This is a genomic window from Paenibacillus macquariensis (assembly GCF_900156375.1).
GTDB classification, from domain to species: Bacteria; Bacillota; Bacilli; order Paenibacillales; family Paenibacillaceae; genus Paenibacillus_AQ; species Paenibacillus_AQ macquariensis.
The window spans coordinates 201684-222876 of sequence record NZ_FTNK01000002.1 but is presented as its reverse complement, the minus strand read 5'-3'; the positions used below and the strand labels follow the sequence as shown (position 1 = coordinate 222876).

Sequence of the window (21193 nt, the reverse complement as noted above, 5' to 3'; positions counted from 1 at the left end):
GTCCCTTTCTAAACCTCTAGTATAAGTGCGAATAGCTAAATATAAAGACACCCTATTCGGATGTCTCTTCATATCAATCTTATTTACTTCATGATATCATGAATGGGCTTCGAAAGTCTCATTCAAGTTGCGTCTTACATTATTTCTGTGCAAAAAACACAGCGAATTCATTGTATTTATAAATACAATCTGCTTCAGCAAATCCAGCTTCGTATAGCCAATTGAGCTGATCCTCAATGGTAGCGTTACGATCTAGCTTTCTTCGTTCGATTGCGGAAACGATAACTTCATTTGAAAGTTCACTCTGACTAATCGTATGCTCCCATTGCTCTTTATAACGTTTATCGAAATAATCCGATGTGCCCGCAACCTGATCCGCATTAACGAAGATACCACCATCGGTTAAGAGTGTGTGTATCGTGTGAAATAGTCTGCTTTTATCTTCATGAGTTAAATGATGTATCGCTAAGGATGAAATAACAGCGTCATACGGCTGTCCATCAAAGCAATACGTCGCGAAATCTCCTGAAATATACTGAACGTTAGGATCTTCACCGAACCTCGTGCGTGCCCCCTTTAACATCTCTTCACTTATATCAATTAAAGTCAATTGTGCTTCTGGATACTTCTGCTGAACATAAGCAGAGAACAGTCCTGTTCCGGCACCTATATCCAATATACGTGGCGAATTCTTATCTACATTAACCCAAGCCGTAGCAGTGCTATAGAAATCATCAAAACATGGAATTAATGGACGACGTTGAAGGTCATAGCTCTGTGCGACAGCATCAAATTGTTTTTTTAATAAATCGCTCATCATACATACCACCTTTCTATCTATTTTCGAAGTAGATCCACCTCGTATTATCATTTTATTTTACAGTTGAAATTGATGAATTGGAAATATATAGATACTATCTTCTTAATAGGATACACCTATAATAATTCTATGAATAATATATCTTCTTTCTATTGACTCTCACTCTAACGAAATGCTAACTTGAAGATATTAAACATGACAAGGGTGATCCTTATATTGAAAAAGACTACGATGAAAGATATTGCTACTAAAGCCAACGTTTCTGTTGCGACTGTTAGTTATGTTCTGAACAACGTTGATAATCAGACAATTCCTGAAACAACACGTTCACACATTTTACGCTTAGCAGAAGAGCTTCATTACATACCCAATCTGACAGCTCGCTCACTCGTTAGAAAGAAAACTGGACTGATTGGGATTCTTATAAATAAGTCTCCTAATATACCATATTGGAAACGTCACAATTATTCCTCTTTTATTGGGAATTTGGAACAGTTATTGACTTCAGCAGGGTATCACACGCTTCTATTTACTTTGGATGCAGCCAATCCTTCACTTGATATCATTGTAGAAAGAAAACTAGAGGCCGTATTTCTAGTGGATGTTCGAGACGATGTTTTCTACTCCATTTCTTCTCACTTTGTTGAAGGTATTCCATTAATTTTGATTGATAGCATCATAGAAGATAAATTATTTAAACAAATCATCTTTGATTATCATGCCGCTTTACAATTGGCTTCACCCTATGATCCGTCTCAAGTCTGCTTAATCATGGAGAAATATAATAATGCTTCATTGGTCAGATACATACTTGATGCAGTCAACTTATCAGAGGATGCCATTTACATTGTTAATGATATTTCAGAACTGGAAGCGATATCAACAAACACCCGCTTTACTGAAGCGATCGTTATTAATGAATTCATTGGAAATTATTTTGAGAAACTGAATATATTTAACAGTATTACGGTTATCTGCACATGTCATTGTCCAGAAATATTAACAAGAGCAAACACGCGAACCATCACCTTTCAAGAAGATAAATCTGCTACTGCTTTGCGAGTAATGGAACAATTATTGCAAAAAGCTGACTATTCTACACAGAATCTTAATAGACATTATATAAAAGTGAACTCAGAAAATTAATTTTTTTTGAAAATAACTTAAACGTTTAAGCTGTAATATGAAGAAATATATGAGGAGGATCATTTATGCACAATCCACAAATTTCAACTTCAACAGATCACAGTCAAGCCGCAATACAAACATTTCCTACCGTATGGAGAAACAAGCAATTTCTTATGTTACTTATGTCTTATTCAATTTCTTTGTTTGGTAATACGTTTCATAGCATAGCGTTAAATTTGTGGGTCCTCATGATGACAGGTAGTGCTAAAATGATGGCCGTAATTGTAGTAACCAATCTCGTACTCAGTTCATTATTAGGATCTATAGCAGGTACTTATGCTGACAGAATGAATCGCAGGACAATCATGCTCATTACCGACATCATTAGTTTTGGACTCGTAATTACCATTGCATTCTTCATTTCCGTACCCAACACACCTTTTTTCTTAATTGTGATTTTAACTGGACTTGTAACTGCTTCGGCATTATTTCAATCTCCTGCATATCAAGCCTCACTTGTTAATGTAGTTGGCAAAGAACACATTCAGAAAGCTGTTGGTATAATTACGTTCTCAGAAAATGTCTGTAGAACAGTGGGTTTTTCAGTCGGGGGAATTTTCGTGGCAGCCTTTGGCGTATCACAAGCCATTATCTTTGACGGAATAACTTTTCTAGTGTCATTTATTCTAGTTCTATTAGCGGGTTCTTTTCTCTCTCCTTCTAGAGCCAACACGTTAAAAAAAGTGAAAAGTAAATTTATCGATGATTTAATCACGGGTCTTCGTTACCTTTGGATAGATCCTTTTGCTAAAGCTGTCATTATTATGTCACCCACGCTTACTCTTTTCTTTATGCCCTCTTTAATGTTGACTCAAGTCATGGCCGTTACCGTATGGAGATCCACGCCTTTTCAGTTCGGACTCATGGAAGCCTGTATTCCACTTGGTTATATGATAGGTTCTGGATTAATTTTGTTATTAGGTAGCAGAATTAAACAACGAGGTAAACTCATCATGATCAATTTACTTTTGATTGGACCTATGTATATCCTTTTATCATTCACTACAACTGCGACTGCAGCAATCCCCATCATCCTCATCATTGGTTTCATGTTCTCATTTTGTACCTTGTTAATTAACATCATTCTTCGGCTTGAAGTCTCAGAAGAACTCCAAGGACGGGTATTTGGGGTATTAGGTTCAATTATGAGTGTAGCTCCCTCCGTTGGTCTAGGTATAGCATCCTATTATGCTGATATATTTAGTTCAAATGCTGTCATGTTCACCATTGGAGGTTTGCTTTTAACATTCGGAATATGTGCAATAGGCAAACTATCAGTAATAAGGAATTATCATTAGAATCGAACAACTGGCCATTTCGTTTTCCGTAAAGAATCCATAACCTCAGAACCTACGTTCAGATTATCACGCACGAGCTGATCAGGTACTAAGGACATCCATTGGGTTAAGGATATGTCTGCATAATGACTACTCTTGAATACTTCTAGATACCATAGTGTTTCCTTACCCGTGTTCTGGATATAATGTCCGTAACAAAACGGCATATACCCGACGTCCCCTGCTCTGATATCCGTCGTACGTGCGACACCATCAGCGGCAAAAGCTGTCATTCGTCCAGTCCCAGACAATACATATTGCCATTCATCATTGTTAGGGTGCCAATGTAATTCTCTCATGCCACCTGGTACAATCTCCACTAATGCGGCGGCGATTTTTTCTGAAACTGGAAAGTTGCTAGAATCCACAATTCTAACCGAGCCACCAGGAGATATAATCGGTTGTTGGCCGAGTAGGTTATGCGTAAAATTTCTTGTACCGAATGGATCGGGGATAGCTACACTTTCAAGGGGACCCGGTACTTCAGCTTGAAATATATACTTTTGCACCTTAGGTATATCTTCAAATGCACGCTCAGGCACGCCAAAATTAGCGGAGAGTACTTCTTTGGGAGTATGTGCAAAAAAATCTGAGATCGAAAATGTATCTAAATCCGAGAAGTCACCCTCATCAAATACAAGAATGAACTCACATCCCTCTTCTAAACCTTGAATAGAATGCGGCAGCCCTGGTGGGAAATACCATATATCACCTACACCAACATCTGCGATGAAATTTCGACCATTCTGATCAACGACCGTAATTCTTGCTTTTCCTACCGTCACGAAGGACCATTCTACTTGCTTATGCCAGTGTAGTTCCCGAACGCCTCCTGGCGTCAAACTCATATTCACCCCAGCAATAGTGGTGGCGATCGGAAGGTCTCTTGAAGTAATCTGTCTCGACCAACCCCCTTCTTTCAGAACCATGTTCGTATCCGAAAAGGAGAATCGTAAGTTGGGAACCGTTCCAGCATCCGTTATTGGAGGTACTAACATATTGGGGTTCTCCAAGTCCCTAATGATATCCCGTGGCCCTAGATCCGTCGCACCTGCCCCATCGGGTCTTATAGGCTCTGGTACTTCATCATACATAACCTTGAAATTTATAGGCTTACTCATACACCGCACACTCCTCATACACCAATTGGAAATCAAAAACATACCAACTGGAATATATGAGGACGTTCATAGGGTTATGTCATTTGTAGTTTGTACACCATTATTTAAAGCTACTTATTTCGTCCCATCCCATTCCGCATAGAAACGATCTAAATAATCCAGCATGAATTGATGACGGTCCAAAGCAAGCGTTCTGCCATAGTTCGTATTCATCAAATCTTTGAGCTTCAGCAGTTTCTCGTAGAAATGATTAATAGCGGTATCATCACCATTGCGATATTCTTCTTCAGACATGCCATTACGTGGTTGTTGCGAAGGGTCATGGAACTTCCGTCCCTTTGCACCTGAGAATGCAAAGACTCTCGCAATCCCCATCGCCCCAATCGCATCCAGACGATCGGCGTCTTGAACAACCATCCCTTCAAGTGTGGCCATTGGAGGTTTGCCACCACCCTTATAAGACATCGTGGAAATAATCTGCATAACATGATGGGAAGCCTTCGTAGGAACTTCGTGTTGTTCCAACCAAGCATTCACTCTCGCTAAACCCACTTCCTCGCTAATATTTAACTTAGCATCAGCAATATCATGGAGTAGCGCAGCAAGTTCACACACAAATAAATCTGCTCCCTCTTCTATTGCAATCGTCTTGGCCGATTGCGTAACACGATAAATATGATACCAGTCATGTCCACTGCTCTCGTTCTCTAATTCACTTCGTACAAATTCCGTTGCCTGTTGTATAATCCTTGCTTGAGATATCTCATTCATATCAATCACGCTCCCTTAATGTAGACAAATAACCGGCAACCTGCTTACGAGGATTACCGGCTTTAACTATTTTGTATTCTTCGGATCGAGTGCATCACGTAGGGCATCACCCACAAAGTTAATGGACAATACGCTCAGTATAATCATAACACCTGGTGGAATCCACAGCCATGGTTGTGATGTAAGTACAGTTAGCGATTGAGCACTAGCAAGCATGTTCCCCCAGCTTGGCGTGGGCGGTTGAACACCAAGGCCTAGAAAACTCAACGCTGCTTCATCGAGAATAGCTCCTGCAATTCCTGAGGTAGCATAGATCAATATAGGAGCCACGGTATTAGGAAGAATATGAAGAAATAATATCCTTGGCGTTGAATAACCCAGTACAACACTTGCCTTAACATACTCAGCCTCTTTGAGGGTTAGCACATTCCCTCGTACAAGACGTGCGACACCTGGCCAACCCAGAACCCCCAGAATAATAATCATATTCATAAGTCCTGGTCCTACAATGCTTGCAACAACAAGAATAAGCATGATATAGGGAAATGCCATGAACATATCCGTAATTCTCATAATAAGGCTATCAATCCATCCCCCGAAATAACCGGAAATAAGCCCAAGAATTGTCCCAATAGCTACTGCTATGAGGATAGAACCATCATACGTAAGATTACTGCTGTTCATGGCAGCCGGTGCGGCCATTGCAGACATAGGAGCTAACATTGTTTACACCAGGGTTACAGCGGCGATTGAAGTTCGTTTTTTGGCTATCCTCTTGGGCGCTCTCATTTTCATTTTTTCTTGTTGTACCATTTGCATCCTCTCCTGTCCTTACATGTTTTTTGGGCTATCTTAACTTTGGTGCTGAAGTAAGCTTAGCCAATCAAGATGTACTACTCGTGACGTCTATATGAACCGAATATGAACAGATAAAATAATATTACAGCGTCACTCTACTCAGTCGGACATTATCGGTTAGAGTTCTTCCGGCTCTATAAATTTCACCTCTGGATACATGTCGTTCGGCCCCTGAATCAGATTTCCACCCGTTCCTTTCAGTTGCTTATTAAAGAAATCGAGTACATATTGATTTACGATGCTTGATCCTTTTTTACCATTTATATCTCCTGTTATCCCAGTCAGTTTAATCAACTCAGAATAGAATTGAAGGTCCGTGAAATTGAAGTGTTGGGTTCCTTCTATATAAATCACATTTCCCCCCTGATTGATAACATTTTTCATAATGTGCAGCTCATCTGAAAGTTGTTTAGTTATTTCGTCATCCGAATTTTTATCCTTTTTAAAATCTACTAACCATTCTTTAAAACTTCCCGATCTTATGAACATAAACGGCTTGTTTATATCATCTCTATTTTTCACTTTATATAGTGACCCGTCCATATTGACCCCAGCCTTGATTCTAGGATCTAAATAAGTTGTATTAAACGCTGTTGCTCCCCCAAAAGAATGCCCCATCACGCCCATGTTATTTAAATCGATCTTCCCTTTAAATTGACTTTCAATTACACCTGAATTTAGATTTTCGATTTGATTGATAACAAACTCAACGTCTTTTGTCCATATATCCCCAACTTTACTACGGTCATCTATTTTTGTCATTTTTGTTATATAGTCTGTTACACGGCCGTCCGGAAAAATGGTAGCAAAGGTGCTATACGTATGATCGATTGTGACCACGATAAACCCATGACTGGCCAGATTCTCTGCCTGTGATGCATGTAGAACTCTACTGGTTCCCATACCATGAGATAGCAGTACCACAGGATAAGGACTTGTAGAAGGTAATATTTCTACATTTTCATAAGAGTTGGTTTTACTATACTTCCAGTAATTGAACACAAAATCGGGAAGATTTAAAGAACTAGAGTATGTCTGGATATACTTTTTGAACATTTCTTTATCTTTTGGAAAAAGAGGTTCTCTTTTGTTGTTATTGCTGTTTTCAGTAGGGTACCAAACTTGAACCATTAGTTCCCTCTTATCGCTTTGATCTTCAGTTAATACTTCATCTCTGTTCTGATCTGTAAAATGAAATGTTTGAGTACCTACTTTCTCTGGACCATCAAGCTTCGGCAAATTAAAGACAGGTAAGTATACAGACAAGCCGGTAGATACAACAAGTAAAATGACGATCAAGGAAGATAAACTATATTTCAAGAACTTCCCTATTTTTAGATTCACCATCTTTTCGGAATGTCTGAATAAAACGATGAGTATGAATAGAGCCGTCATAATATATACCAAAAGCAACTGCCATCTGTATCCCTCAACAAACAATTGAACTAATAGTATAACGCTACTTCCTATACCCAAACCCAAGCCTATTTTCTTTGCACTTCTTTTAATAAACAATAGATCTACGAGTAAAGCGAAACAGGATAAAACTAAAAGCATTTCAAATAATCTCATTTGAATTCCTCTCTTTCATCACGGACATCGGCCGAATTGGACTTACTATGGAAAAACCGTCCCACAGGACGGATTTTCATATTCATTAATACACACTGTGAAATCACGAGTAGACTTTTACAGGATATTTACTTCGCTTCGTTCATGAATGCTCTGAAGTCTTCAGCTATTTCTTTAGATAACGTATGGTGTAAATAATGTTCGCCATCCATTGTTATTACTTTTCCATGTACCGAATCTTTGATCTGCCCTTCATGCAAAGGTATCCACCCTTTTACACCTTCATTATTCGCTTGAATAAAGAGAAGAAGTGGAAGATCTTTAGGGAAGGTTAAACCTTGAGCCTCTTTAAAATTGGAAGAAATATGGTCCATCTCATTTAACATCGTGGAACTATTCGAGTTTTTATTCGACAGCATTTTCATCTGCTCTACAGTGTGCTCATCAAATGGGAGTCCAGCATAAGGATCACCACCAAATTTGACCACTAATCTTTGGAGACCTGATTTTTTAAGGAATCCGAACATTTTTGTAGGCAATTTGGCATCCATACCCGGTTGTGTTGAAACACTGCTATCGATTCCGACAAATGCAGTTACCTCATCCGGATATTTGTTCACATAATCAATGCCGTAAATGCCTGCAATGGAGTGGCCCATGAGCATGTATTGGTTAATGTTAAGCTGCTGTAGAGCTTCATGAACTTCACTTACGATATTTTCTGCCGTTCTTTCTTTTTCAGTTCCATCACTTAATCCATAACCGAATGGCTCAACCGCCACAACCTTGTAATATGGAGATAGTTCATCGATGAGCAGCTTAAAATCAAGCGCTGGTGCAGCCGTTCCATAGCCTGGCAGAAGCACGATCGTTTCCTTGCCTTCGCCTTGAATTAACACATTCATATTTTTCCCGTCTACAGATACGTGCTGACCGTAAGGCTCTATCTTTTTCGCCTCTGAATTGCTACTGATCACATTCGTGATATAAACAATACCTAGAAACAGAACAATGGCGATTACGATTGCTCCTATTATTTTAAGTATAATGTTTCGCACTTTCTTGGCCCTCGATCCATTCTTCGTTTTCTTTTCCTCTGGTTGTTTCACTCTCATCTTCTCCTGTCTTCGTCTGTTTATTGGGCTACTTTAAACTAGCCGTTAAACATAGCTTATACGACGAAGATGTACTCCCCGTGACGTCAATATGAACTGAATATGAACAAAAAAAATGCTACTGCGTCACATGCAAGGAAGCTTGCACATGACACAGTAGCATGGAGAATGCGGGAACAGCGTTGAGATAATGCGAATTATTTTATTTCATTCATAAATCCTCTTAAGTTTTTTACAATTTCTTTTGCTTTGGTACGATATAAATAATGTCCATCTTCCAATAGCATCACTTTTCCATATACAGAATCTTTTATTTGTTCTTTATGCCCTGGTATCCATCGATCAGTTGCTGGGTGATTCGCTTGTATAAAGAAAATAACGGGAATATTTTTCGGGAATGTTACATTTTCAGATGCTTTAAAATTAGAATACATATTTTCAATTTCATTTAATTGGCTGGGATTATACATGTTTTTGTGCAAAAGCATTCTCATTTGTTCTTTCGTTTTATCATCATATGGCAGTGCAGCCAATGGATCAGTACCTAGTTTCATGACCAATCTAGAGAAACCTGATTTTTTCAGTAGTTTAACAGTTTCTAATTCTGAAGATTCAATCTTCCTCTCGCTTATCGTTGGAACACTGCTATCGAGCCCAACAAATGCACTCACTTCGTTTTCATATTTATTCACATAATCTAGTCCGTAAATGCCTGAAATGGAGTGGCCCATTAGAATATATCGGTCAATATGAAGACTCTGCAGCGCTTCATGAATTTCACTTACAATATTCTCTGTGCTTCGTTCCTTTTCGGTTTGATCACTTAATCCATAACCAAAAGGCTCAATCACGACGACTTTGTAAAATGGTGATAGCTCTTCTACTAACGGCTTAAAATCTAGTGCTGGTGCTGCTGTTCCAAACCCAGGTAGGATCACGACGGTTTCTTCGCCTTTTCCTTGAATCAACACATTCATATTTTTTCCATCGACGGTAACAGACTGACCATAGGATTCTATTTTACCTTGCTCAGATTTGTTGCAAATCACATTCACGATAAAAACAATAGCTAGAAAAAGTACTATGGCTATCGCTATAGCTCCTAAGGATTTAAGTATAATGGCAAGCGGTTTACCCATCCTCTTTTTTATTACCTCTTCTTTTGGTTTCACTCTCATCTTCTCCTGTCCTCGTCTGTTTATTGGTCTACTTTAAACTAGCTATTAAACATACCTTATACAACGAAGATGTACTCCATATGACGACAATATGAACTGAGTATGAATAAGCAAAAAAATGCTACGCGTCACATGCAAGAAAGCTTGCACATGATGCCATAGCATGGAGAATGTGGTTAGTCAATCCGATTGATCCCACATGGAAATGACTAATCTGTTGGTGTAGTGATCGGCAAGTTGACAATGAAGGTCGTTCCTTGGCCAGGTTCACTTTCCACTTGGATGTCGCCTTGATGAAGCAATACGATCTGTTTAACGATGGCGAGTCCCATACCGCTACCGCCATACTTACGACTGTGGGAACGATCAGCCTTAAAAAACCGCTCAAATATACGCTTCTGGTCCTCTAAGGAAATACCAATGCCAGTGTCGGATATTCGGACTATCACGTTGTTGATATCTTGTTTGATGCTGACGTTAATAACGCCGCCTTCTTTGGAAAATTTGATGCTATTACCGAGTATATTGGTCCACACCTGATTGAGCTGGTCAGGATCAGCGCTCAGGATAATAGCCTTCAAATTGAGCTCGAAACGGATGTTGCGAGCTGACCATTGCGGCTGGATTGCGACGATAACTCGTCTGATCTGTTCATCAAGGCTGAACGTGACTAACCGCAGTTGCTGTGACTGCGATTCAAGCAAACTCAGCTTTAGCAGGTTATCGCTCATCTTAGACATCCGATTGGCTTCAGCGATGATAATATCGAGATAGCGGCTTCGGTCGTTTTCTGCGATGTCTACTTTCTTGAGCGCTATTGCATAACCGGATATTGAGGTGAGCGGAGACTGAACCTCGTGGGACACGTTCGTTACGAATTCCCTTCGCATCTGCTCAAGTTGCTGCAGGTCGTGCATCATTTCCTCGAAGCTGCGAGCCAAAGTACCCAGCTCACTCGTTTGCTTAATATTCAGCTTGACATTGAAATCTCCAGATGCTATACGCTTGGTCGCATTTGTTAGTTTTTTGATCGGTCTTACCAGAAATACGGAGGCGACTAGAATAAATAAGCTTCCTGCAATCAACGAACAGGTTGCAAAGATCAATGCCCACTTGGTTACAAAAGAGGCAGAAGGGGGGGCGAGCATTTCCAAAAATATCGCTTTCGTTCCCATTTCCGTTTTGAGCGGCAACCCTAAGAGGACCGTAACAATACCCTTCGGAGTGTCTTGAACAACTCCTCCATCTAATACTTTCTTTATTTGTTCCATTGTCACAGTAGCAGGCTTGTGTCCGTTAAGCGCTCCGTAAGACTGGAACTGACCTGTTGCTTCGTAAATCCGAATATAATAGGAATCGAGCTGCTTCATTTCACTTACGAACGAGTCCGCTTCATCTAACGGAAGGATTTTGTAAATCCGGACGATGTCTTGTCCAAAGTTACGTAAGTTGATTTGCGCGTTGTCGTTCAATTTTTCTTCGAATATCCAAGTTGACACAAAAAAAGAAATGATCGTGCCCCCAATGACGGAGAGTAGAAATGTCAGGACAACACGTATATATAAGGATCTGATCATTCGTAAACCTCAAGCCGGTACCCAAGCCCACGCACCGTTTCAATACGAAAATCGGATGTGGTCACGAATCGTTCGCGCAAGCGTTTAATATGTACGTCTATCGTTCGATCATCTCCAGCGTAATCGATCCCCCAAATTTGATCGATCAATTGCTCACGCGTATAGATTTGTCCAGGTGTTCCAGCGAGCTTATACAGTAATTCGAATTCCTTGAGTGGCAAAGTAAACGACACCGTCCCTCTCATCACCTTATATGTCTGCCTATCAAGAATGACGTTGCCGAGCCGAATCGACTGCGTGGAGCCAATCCGGAAACGTTTCAGTAGTGCCCCCACACGAGCCGTCAACTCCAATGGATCGAATGGTTTCGTCAAATAATCATCAGCCCCAAGTTGGAACCCTTTCACTTTCTCCCATGTTTCACCTCTCGCTGTCAACATGAGTAAGGGAAGATCAGGATTGCTTTTACGGAGCTCCTTACATAATGTCCACCCATCCATCACTGGCATCATAATATCAAGTATGACCAAATCGACAGGCGTCGAAGCATACACGCTCAGTGCTTCCTTGCCGTCCGCAGCCTCGAAAGTTGTAAATCCGTCGTTGCGTAGAAACAAACAGACGAGTTCGCGAATGTTCGCATCGTCGTCAGCAACCAGTATAGTAGGCATCCGTTCCCTCTTTCCTTGTTTTCAATCACATATAATAGTAACCATTGTACTATAAATACAAAGTAGATAGAAAGAATTGAAGAAGACGCATGATTAAATTTACGGCTTCAGTGTAGAATGATATTATATAGAAGTTGTACAATTAAAATAAGATATATTTCCAAGTGAGGGGTACAATGGAGAAGTCACGCGTGGCTTGGTTAATTGATTTCTTTAAACAACTATTCAAAAAAATAAGAACTGACGATATTCAAGCCACTAGTGCGCAGTTAACCTATTATCTGCTTCTATCCTTTTTCCCTTTTCTAATTTTCATTATGACGCTGGTGGGTTATGCCAACATTTCCATGATAGATAAGGTCGATGACTTAAGAGAAATTATCCCTGTACAAGCTGTAGCCATTATTGAAGAAATAATAAAAGAAGTATCCGAAGGAAGAAGTCAGGCGTTACTTTCTTTCGGAATGTTAGCAACATTATGGGCAACATCTAGATGTATCAATGCGATTATCAAAGGTCTGAATAAGGCATATGATATTGAAGATAACAGAAGGTTATGGAAAGTGAGAGTCTTTTCTATTCTAGGAACTTTTTTCATTGGTATTGTCGTTCTACTAAGCATCTTGATGATCGTATTCGGTAATTGGGTTGGGAATCAACTATCCTTGTTGTTTCATTTCTCTGATTCTATCCATCGATTGTGGAATTTCCTTCAATATATGATTCCTTTACTCGTCATGACTGTTGTCTTTACGCTTCTTTATCTGATTGGTCCGAATCAGAAAATCACATTTAAAGAAGCACTACCTGGAGCGGCATTTACAACCTTAGGCTGGATTATAACATCCATCACATTCTCTATTTATGTTAATCAATTTGGAAATTTCACCAAAACCTATGGTAGTCTAGGTGGTGTCATGATCTTGCTAATCTGGTTATATATCAGTTCTAACATTATTCTGATTGGTGGAGAAATCAATGCCACCCTCTCTCATAGAAATAGAAAACCATCACTCAAGTTCAAGAAATAGACAATAATTAGTAATCGTTTACGGAAGACTTGAACTCGCAGCCATATAATATGCTACTATGATATGTATGACTGTAGACTTCACAAGTAAAGGAAGTATTAACATGAAAATAAGAATCTTCAGGAAATTTAAATATGATAGTTTGCGATTATTGCGCATCAAGAAGTCAGATCACTTAATTTCCATGGGTTTTATTGCCGGATTTTTTCATTGTTGGTTCCCTACTTTTGGAATCGGACTACTACTTTCCATAGGACTTGCTCGTTTATTGCGTGGAAACGTCGTTGCTGCTGTTATTTCAGGATCACTAGGAACAGTGATGTGGCCGGGTCTGTTTTTTCTGAATTATAAAATAGGTTTCGCATTACTTAGCTTGTTTTACTTCTCTACGATTCAAGGGACTCATGAGGGCGTGATGCACCATCATCGCTTTGGTCACATGGGTATGAACTTCTTAGTGGGTTCCATTGTAAATAGTATCGTATTCTCCATCATGGGGTATTTCCTGCTTCGTTTTGTCTTAATGAAATATCGCCTTCCTTTACTTAAATTGCTCCGTCGGTCCTGATACGATTAATAAGAATAGTGTATAAAGAGAACCCTTTCACTAGCAAGATTGCTAATGAAAGGGTTCTCCTTTGTAATATGAATAATCATCACTTCTATTGATTACTAAATGCTTTGCCTTTTTTGATGGTTTGGGTCAGATACATATTAACCGTAGTACTAATGACATACTCGGGTGGAGTCTGCCCTTTCTTCGAACGATGCCCCTGAATATGAACATCGCTCTTCTCCCAGTCCTTCCAGGCCTCTTCTGATTCCCAGCGAATGATGACAACAACTTCTTCATTCTCTTTACTTTTTTTATTCAATAGTACACTGATATCTATGAGTCCTTCCATGCCTTCTACTGGACTTTCCTGACTGAACCGTTCAATAACCTTTTCTGCGTTACCTTTTTCTACGACTATTGTTCTTGTTTGAATAAGCACGAGTAAACCTCCTAAAGTACATAGTTTCTATACCTTTGTTTAGTAAGTGAAAATACGATACCCTTATTGTAATTGATAATGATTATCATAGTCAATTATTAAATGAACAGATGACAAGTTGCAACATTCTTAACAGCATCCTCGTCAAAGGAGGTAATAAATGCCACAACAATCACTTAGGGGGTACACACTATGAAGATACAGAAGACATTGGCAACACTCACAGTCGCTTCTATCCTTTCTCTTTCACTTGGAGGTTTGATATATGCAGCTGACAACACATTCACTGATATAGAATCCATTCCTGGAAAAGACAAAATCATCGCCCTTCATGAGCAAGGGTTCATTAATGGAGTTACTGCAACTGAATTTCGTCCAGACGCAATCGTAACAAATGCGGAGGCGATACAGTTCATCACGAAAGGACTTCAACTCAATCTCAGAACGATGAAATTCATCAAAGCACCGCAAGCAAGCGACAATTTCACACATGTGAAGAATGATGCATGGTTCGCTGAAGCATTCATTAATGCCTTCTATAACAACATTGATCTTCCCAAAGATATCGAACCATCCAAATCGATAACAAAAGAACAGTTTACGTATTATCTTCTTAAAGGTGTTGAGAAAGTTGGTAATCTACCTATGATTAATCTTGTCCAAGTAGCCATTACGGATGAGGATGAGATTACAGCTATGTATCAAGGTGCTATCCAGCGCTCTCTTAAATGGAATATCAATACACTTACAAGTGGTGCGAAATTCAATCCTAAAAGTGAGATTACTAGATCTGAAGCAGCTGTTATGATATTTAATGTATTACAATATTTGAAAACTAACAGTATAGATTCAATAAATCCTCTTAATAACAAATAACACGCCATGTCACAGCTTTCTTGAAACAAAGAAACCACCGTCTCTCTGCTCCATACAGAGATCGGTGGTTATTTGTATTGTTGAAATTAAGCCCAATTTCCGTTACGGAATACCGCTTCGATCGTTCCATCCGCAAGTTCACCGTCAATCTCAAGCTTATCAGAGCCTATCATGAAATCGACATGCGTTAAGCTCACATTGCCACCTTTGGACAGCAATTCTTCTTTACTAAGTTTAGTTCCGCCCTCTATATTCACCGGATATGCACTTCCCAGTGCAAAGTGGCATGATGCATTCTCATCAATACCTGTATTATAAAAAATCCGGTTCAAGCGTGAAATGGGAGAATCATGCGGTACTAGAGCCATTTCCCCAAGATATGATGCCCCTTCATCGGTATCTAATAATGAAGTTAAATGTTCGCGCCCTATTTCAGCATCATACTCGACGACTTTACCTTCTTTGAAAGTCAAAGTCATTCCTTCAACCAACCGCCCGTTTAAATTCAACGGAAGTGTACTGGTTACCTTCCCATTCACTCCTGTGCGTAGCGGCATCGTATATATTTCCTCAGTTGGCATATTCGCTACAAAATACACGCCGTCTTGATTCTCGTCTCCTCCGCCAAGCCATAAATGACCTTCAGGCATTTCAACATGTAGATCAGTGCCAAGAGCACGGTAATGCAAGCTCTTATACCGCTTGGCATTCATGCGCTCTTGGGTAACCTTAAGTTGTTTAATATGTTCACGCCATGCTTCTACCGAGTCTTGTGTGCCACCCGCTTCAACACGATTCATCAAGAATACCGCATCCCACATCGCCTGTACTCGTTCCTCTTCGGGAAGGTCAGCAAAGACTTTATTTGCCCAAGCGCGAGTTGGTGCCTTGATTAGCGACCAGCTGAATTTATTGGTACGTACATAAGTGGAGTATTTCTCACGTGCTACAGCAGCGGCTTTGACAGCTCTCGATACCTTCGAGGAATCAATCCCATTGAATAGTTCCGGATTAGGAACCTTAATATGTAGAATGGCTCCACCGCCTTCAGCTAGTTGCTCCCCCATATCGGCCTGCCACTTAGGATAATAGTCGAAAGATTCATCATTAGCCTTCTCATAGCGAATACGAGTAATCCCCTCATCTTCCCATTCTACCTGTACATATTTAGCACCAGCCTCATACGCCTTAGACACAATTAGACGTGTCAGATCAACAGTTTCGAGTGGCGATTGAACGACTAGAACTTGTCCGGGTTGGACATTCACCCCAACCTTCACGACCAATTCAGCATATTTATCCAACATGATATCGAACTCTTTCATAACCTTTTTCCCCCATATCTTTATAGTGACTTACCATCATATTCCGTTGTTTATGTCCTCTAGTGTCAGCGTAATCGGGCAGTGATCGCTTCCGATTACTTCGTGATCAATTCCTGCATCAACCAGTACCGTATTTAATCTGGATGAGACTAGGAAATAATCAATTCTCCATCCGATATTCCGCTCTCTTACCTTGGCCATATAAGACCACCAACTATACGCATCTTCACGATCAGGATAGAAATGTCTGAACGTATCGATGAACCCAGCATCCAACAGTGTCGTCATTTTCCCTCGTTCTTCAGGTGTGAACCCCGAGTTGTTACGGTTAGATTTCGGATTCTTCAGATCAATCTCTTGATGAGCAACATTTAAATCTCCACAAATGATGACAGGCTTATGCACATCCAGTTGTTGAAGATAGTTACGGAAGCGATCTTCCCATTCCAATCTATAATCTAACCGCGCTAAATCGCGCTTTGCATTAGGTGTATATACATTCACAAGGTAGAACGTATCGAATTCCAATGTGATGATGCGACCTTCAGCTTCTTCGTCCTCTTCCATCCCATATCGTACAGAAAGTGGCTTTATTCTAGTGAAAATAGCAGTGCCCGAATATCCCTTTTTTATGGCATAATTCCAATACTGCGTAAACTCTTCACCCAGATCAAGCATAATTTGTCCTGCCTGCAATTTCGTCTCCTGAACACACACGATATCTGCTCCAGATGCTTCGAAGTAATTACTAAACCCTTTCGTTACACATGCTCTTAACCCATTTACATTCCATGATACCAACTTCATTGTCATCTAATCTCCTTGCCGTTTACATTCACTGCTATTCCCAGTGTATCACAAATCCATTCATTCAGAGGAGAACGATCCCACTCTACACCATAGTATCGAACCAGGAATAACACCCCCTGTATATAGCTATCCTTCGTCTTTGATTACATAGAAATTGGCTTTCGAGGGAATCCTAGTGGTATAGGAAGATTACACGATAAGAAGAATGAGGTGATCCGCCGCAGATGAGCACTTCAATAGGGAAAATCAGTATTTTACAGGTCATTATGATTCTGATGTTAAGTAACGGACTAATGACACACGTCATCATCAACCCGATGCTTCTAGACGCTTCTGGTAGAGATTCGTGGATATCAGTGATATTATCCTTTGTTGTTTTCATTCCTTGGTTTGTCTTAATCGCCGTCTTTATGAGGAAGTCAGGGCAACAGAAACTGCTCCCTTGGCTTATTTCCCGAACCAATCCAATCATTGCTTGGATCCTCATTATTCCAATTTGTATACAATTATATTTAATTGGGGGAACGACAGTATTTCATACAGCAACATGGACTTTCACCAACTATCTACCATCTACGCCAAAGTTAGTCTTAGTAATAGTCCTTGTTCTTGTATGCTTTTACTGTGCCAAAGTTGGTATTTCAGCCATTGCGATAGGTTCTGGGATACTGCTTCCTTTCGTTGTTTTGCTTGGTATTTTTGTGAGTGTCACAAATATGCCAGAAAAAGATTATGCTCGTCTAACGCCTTTGTTAGAACATGGATGGGGACCTGTATTTAATGGTCTAGTCTATGTTGGGGGTGGCGTTACTGAATTGCTTATTATCGTAGTTCTGCAACACCATTTACAATCCAAAATCCGTACATGGCAACTCCTTTTATTAGGAGCTATCTTAATATTTATTACATTAGGACCGATTATTGGAGCCATTACTGAATTCGGACCCATGGAAGCATCCAAACAGTACCAATCTCCCTATGAACAATGGCGACTACTGAAGTTAGGCCAATATATTGAGCATGTCGATTTTCTATCTGTGTTTCAATGGTTAGCCGGAGCAACGATACGAATTAGTCTTGTTCAATTTCTTCTAGCAGAATTGCTACCCTTTAAGAATCAGATCATGAGAACGAGATTTCTTCTCCTCAATGCGACAAGCTACATTTTGTTGTCTTTGTTACCCATTAGTCAAAATGAGTTCTATATATGGGCCTACAGACTATATGTCCCTGCGACATTATGTATAAGCTTGTTACTCTCACTATTCTTTTTGTACATATCGATCTTCACTAAACCGACAAAGGAGGGTTCCACTTGAACGATCACTCAATCGAAGAAACAGAAGTGAAATGGACTCCTCAAACACTGACTGACATATTCAAGAAATCGAGTGATATCCAAGTCTTTAATCACCAGTTCGATGAATCGATACAATCAACGGTCGTTCTCATTTATGGCGAAGGTACGATAGATTCGAGTCTAATAAGCAGAATTGTCCTGCCTGAGCTCCATTCGTTGTATCGTGAGAAAGAAAAGTTTGTTGTTCATAAAGGGATGATGTTTGGTTCATTACAACTTGATCCACTTCAAGACAAGGCTACAGAGGAGACGCTCTATCAGGTCATATTTGAAGGTTCTCTCGTTATTTTTTTCCCTCAACTTAATACATTCTTCACCCTAAACATTAGTCAAATTCCAGGGAGAACGCCCGAAGAATCAAGCACCGAAATTTCTATTAAAGGTCCGAAGGATGGTTTTGTAGAGAGTATTGTTGTTAATGTCGCGCTCATTCGCAAACGAATTCGCAGCAAATCCCTTTGTTATGAGAAATATATTATGGGCACAAGAACCAAAACTAAAGTAGGTCTACTCTATTTCCAAGACATTATCTCACCTAAAATTCTGACCGAAATTAAGCGGAGATTAGATAATATCGATGTAGATGGTATCTCTGGCGTCGGTCATCTTGAAGAGCTCCTATCCGATTCGAAATACTCTTTATTTCCATTACTTGATTCTACTGGCCGTCCCGACTTCGTGGTGAATTGCTTATTGAATGGAAGATTCGTCATTATTATTGATGGGAATCCATTGGTTCTCGTTGGCCCAGGAACATTCACTTTACTCTTAAAATCTCCTGAGGATCTCCACTTTAATTTTTATTACGTCTCATTTGTTCGACTCATTCGTGCGTTAAGTTTCTTATTATCTATCATCCTACCAGGCCTTTGGGTAGCATTAACTGCATTTCACCCTGACCAAATCCCCTTTTATTTGATGGCGACGGTCTCTGTTGCACGGATAGGTCTTCCATTCACATCTCCAGTAGAGATGTTCTTACTCATTATTCTACTTGAGATCTTTCGTGAAGCTGGAGTTAGATTGCCCAATTCGATTGGACAGACCTTAACTGTCATAGGTGGGTTAATTATAGGCGATGCATCCATTCGTGCAGGTCTTGTATCCCCTTCTGTCGTCGTAGTTGGAGCTGTGACTGCAGTATGTGGTGTGACATTAGTAAATCAGACCCTAAGTTCCGTTGTTAGTCTTGTTAGACTAGGATTGTTTGTAATGTCTTCTGTATTGGGAATGTATGGTCTTATCTTGGGTGTGATACTGCTCGTTATCTACATGTCTAGGTTACAAACATTTGGAATCCCATATCTTTCCCCCCTCTCACCTCCAATTGTGAAAGATATAGCGAAGACTGTATTACGTTTTCCTTGGATTCGAACAACCCGCAAACCACAGGATTTAAACACGATAGACTCTGATCATCAAGGGGAAGATCCAACATGAAGTTGTGGAAAAGATTAACAGGTATTGTTGTATCACTAGCGTTATTATCCGGTTGCTGGGATTCGAAAGAAATTGAGAATATGGCATATGTCACCGCTTTGGGTTTTGATTATGTAGATGGAAAGTATAAAGCTTATGCACAAATCCTCAATTTTTCCAATATTGCAAAGAACGAAGGAGCAGAGATAGGGAAAGTTGTTCCTGCGTGGATTGGTCAAGGGGAAGGAACGACAGTGTCCGACGCTGTGAATTCGCTTTATGCCACATCGCAAAACAGGATATTCTGGGGCCACGTTAGAACCATTGTTTGTAGTGAAAACTTACTTAAACAAGGTACCAAAATCCAAGATGTCTACAGTGCAGTCAATCGTTATCGAGAAATTAGGTATAACATTCTTATATATGGTACGAAAGAACCTATCGCTAAAATTTTCGCACTGAAATCCATCCTTAACTTCTCCCCCATCGAGTCGATTTTAAGCACTCCAGACCAAGTATACAAACAATTTTCTATTATTAAACCCATCTTTAGCTATAAAGCAATTGCAGATTCTAGCGAAGGCACAGGGTCTTGTATACTTCCGTCCCTGTCAATTGATACGGGTACATGGTTAGAAGATGAGAAGGAGAAGTCATTACTCAAAATGAACGGGGCCTATTTGTTAAAGTATCGTAAATATCTCGGATGGCTAACGGATGAAGATCTGAAGGGTGCACGCTGGCTACAAAAAGGAATAGATCGAGTACCAATAAATGTACCCACTGACGAACCGAAGGCAAATATGGTAATACTCAACCCACGTAATGATGTTAGTCCAATCATTGTGAACGGAAAAGTACAATATAACATTAAAGTTAGCGTTGAAGCTTTTTTGAATGAATTGCTCGAACCTTTATCTGACCACAATTTAAAAAAGGAAACATCTGAGGCCATCGTCGCAGAAATCCAACATACATTTGAAAAAGGCCTGCGTATAAAAAGTGACGTGTTGAATTTAGAGGACTCCCTATTCCGATCCAATCCTAGAAAATGGAACGAAATCCATCAAGGTAAGGAAGATATATTCGTCTTAACAAAAGATTCACTGCATAAAATCGAAGTTTATGTCCATATCATCCACGGCGGTAAATATAAAGCGAAAGTATAA

General features: G+C 39.9%; 19 protein-coding genes and 1 pseudogene. 8 read left to right on the top strand and 12 right to left on the bottom strand.

The window, feature by feature from the left end; translation table 11 throughout:
- Positions 1-139: 139 nt before the first annotated feature.
- Positions 140-820: a class I SAM-dependent methyltransferase gene (locus BW961_RS03975; RefSeq protein WP_244555863.1), complete on the bottom strand. Its 681-nt coding sequence runs from the start codon at positions 818-820 to the stop codon at positions 140-142.
- 216 nt (positions 821-1036) lie between these two features.
- Here BW961_RS03975 and BW961_RS03970 point away from each other — a divergent pair, with 216 nt between their 5' ends.
- Together BW961_RS03970 and BW961_RS03965 are read left to right on the top strand one after the other, a co-directional pair.
- Positions 1037-1966, top strand: a complete 930-nt coding sequence (locus BW961_RS03970) for a LacI family DNA-binding transcriptional regulator (RefSeq protein WP_068580972.1) — start codon at positions 1037-1039, stop codon at positions 1964-1966.
- A gap of 65 nt (positions 1967-2031) precedes the next feature.
- The gene (locus BW961_RS03965) at positions 2032-3306 is read left to right on the top strand and encodes an MFS transporter (RefSeq protein WP_068580968.1); all 1275 of its coding nucleotides are present in this window, start codon (positions 2032-2034) and stop codon (positions 3304-3306) included.
- Here the strand turns inward: BW961_RS03965 and BW961_RS03960 are convergent.
- From BW961_RS03960 to BW961_RS03925, 8 genes and pseudogenes are all read right to left on the bottom strand, one after another.
- A complete protein-coding gene (locus BW961_RS03960; protein WP_068580966.1) occupies positions 3303-4466 on the bottom strand; it encodes a cupin domain-containing protein in 1164 nt (387 codons plus the stop codon). The two genes, BW961_RS03965 and BW961_RS03960, sit on opposite strands and share 4 nt — an antisense overlap.
- Before the next feature lie 114 nt (positions 4467-4580).
- Positions 4581-5237, bottom strand: a complete 657-nt coding sequence (locus BW961_RS03955) for an HD domain-containing protein (RefSeq protein ID WP_068580962.1) — start codon at positions 5235-5237, stop codon at positions 4581-4583.
- A gap of 66 nt (positions 5238-5303) precedes the next feature.
- Positions 5304-5891: pseudogene (locus BW961_RS03950) on the bottom strand (ABC transporter permease); the annotation flags it as partial.
- Between the two features lie 321 nt (positions 5892-6212).
- The gene (locus tag BW961_RS03945; protein WP_068580960.1) at positions 6213-7667 is read right to left on the bottom strand and encodes an alpha/beta hydrolase family protein; all 1455 of its coding nucleotides are present in this window, start codon (positions 7665-7667) and stop codon (positions 6213-6215) included.
- Positions 7668-7795: 128 nt separating this feature from the next.
- On the bottom strand, positions 7796-8776 hold the full coding sequence (locus BW961_RS03940; protein ID WP_068580957.1) for an alpha/beta fold hydrolase: 981 nt from the start codon (positions 8774-8776) through the stop codon (positions 7796-7798).
- A gap of 203 nt (positions 8777-8979) precedes the next feature.
- Complete coding sequence (locus BW961_RS03935) at positions 8980-9960, bottom strand: alpha/beta fold hydrolase (RefSeq protein ID WP_082867351.1); 981 nt, start codon at positions 9958-9960, stop codon at positions 8980-8982.
- 209 nt (positions 9961-10169) lie between these two features.
- A complete protein-coding gene (locus BW961_RS03930; protein ID WP_068580951.1) occupies positions 10170-11537 on the bottom strand; it encodes a sensor histidine kinase in 1368 nt (455 codons plus the stop codon).
- Complete coding sequence (locus tag BW961_RS03925) at positions 11534-12208, bottom strand: response regulator transcription factor (protein ID WP_068580948.1); 675 nt, start codon at positions 12206-12208, stop codon at positions 11534-11536. Before BW961_RS03925 ends, BW961_RS03930 begins: the two co-directional genes overlap by 4 nt.
- Positions 12209-12384: 176 nt before the next feature.
- Here BW961_RS03925 and BW961_RS03920 point away from each other — a divergent pair, with 176 nt between their 5' ends.
- Together BW961_RS03920 and BW961_RS03915 are read left to right on the top strand one after the other, a co-directional pair.
- Positions 12385-13239, top strand: coding sequence for a YihY/virulence factor BrkB family protein (locus tag BW961_RS03920; protein ID WP_068580945.1), 855 nt, complete (start codon positions 12385-12387; stop codon positions 13237-13239).
- A 103-nt stretch (positions 13240-13342) separates the two neighbouring features.
- Positions 13343-13807 (top strand): DUF2062 domain-containing protein, encoded by a 465-nt coding sequence (locus tag BW961_RS03915; RefSeq protein ID WP_068580942.1) that lies wholly within the window; start codon positions 13343-13345, stop codon positions 13805-13807.
- Between the two features lie 94 nt (positions 13808-13901).
- Here the strand turns inward: BW961_RS03915 and BW961_RS03910 are convergent, their stop codons facing one another.
- Positions 13902-14234: an antibiotic biosynthesis monooxygenase gene (locus tag BW961_RS03910; protein WP_068580939.1), complete on the bottom strand. Its 333-nt coding sequence runs from the start codon at positions 14232-14234 to the stop codon at positions 13902-13904.
- A 192-nt stretch (positions 14235-14426) separates the two neighbouring features.
- On the opposite strand from BW961_RS03910, the gene BW961_RS03905 reads away from it, so the two are divergent.
- The gene (locus tag BW961_RS03905) at positions 14427-15110 is read left to right on the top strand and encodes an S-layer homology domain-containing protein (protein ID WP_068580936.1); all 684 of its coding nucleotides are present in this window, start codon (positions 14427-14429) and stop codon (positions 15108-15110) included.
- 86 nt (positions 15111-15196) lie between these two features.
- Here BW961_RS03905 and BW961_RS03900 read toward each other — a convergent pair whose 3' ends face one another.
- The gene (locus BW961_RS03900) at positions 15197-16435 is read right to left on the bottom strand and encodes an aminopeptidase (protein ID WP_068580932.1); all 1239 of its coding nucleotides are present in this window, start codon (positions 16433-16435) and stop codon (positions 15197-15199) included.
- Between the two features lie 36 nt (positions 16436-16471).
- Positions 16472-17242: an exodeoxyribonuclease III gene (locus BW961_RS03895; protein ID WP_068580927.1), complete on the bottom strand. Its 771-nt coding sequence runs from the start codon at positions 17240-17242 to the stop codon at positions 16472-16474.
- A gap of 227 nt (positions 17243-17469) precedes the next feature.
- On the opposite strand from BW961_RS03895, the gene BW961_RS03890 reads away from it, so the two are divergent.
- Genes BW961_RS03890 through BW961_RS03880 form a run of 3 tightly spaced genes read left to right on the top strand, consistent with a single transcriptional unit; the run spans position 17470 to position 21193 of the window.
- A complete protein-coding gene (locus BW961_RS03890) occupies positions 17470-18564 on the top strand; it encodes an endospore germination permease (RefSeq protein WP_068580923.1) in 1095 nt (364 codons plus the stop codon).
- Positions 18561-20045 carry a spore germination protein gene (locus BW961_RS03885; protein ID WP_244555862.1) on the top strand — a complete coding sequence of 495 codons (1485 nt, stop codon included), beginning with the start codon at positions 18561-18563 and terminating at the stop codon, positions 20043-20045. The genes BW961_RS03890 and BW961_RS03885 overlap by 4 nt, the downstream gene beginning before the upstream one ends.
- A complete protein-coding gene (locus BW961_RS03880; RefSeq protein ID WP_068580919.1) occupies positions 20042-21193 on the top strand; it encodes a Ger(x)C family spore germination protein in 1152 nt (383 codons plus the stop codon). Before BW961_RS03885 ends, BW961_RS03880 begins: the two co-directional genes overlap by 4 nt.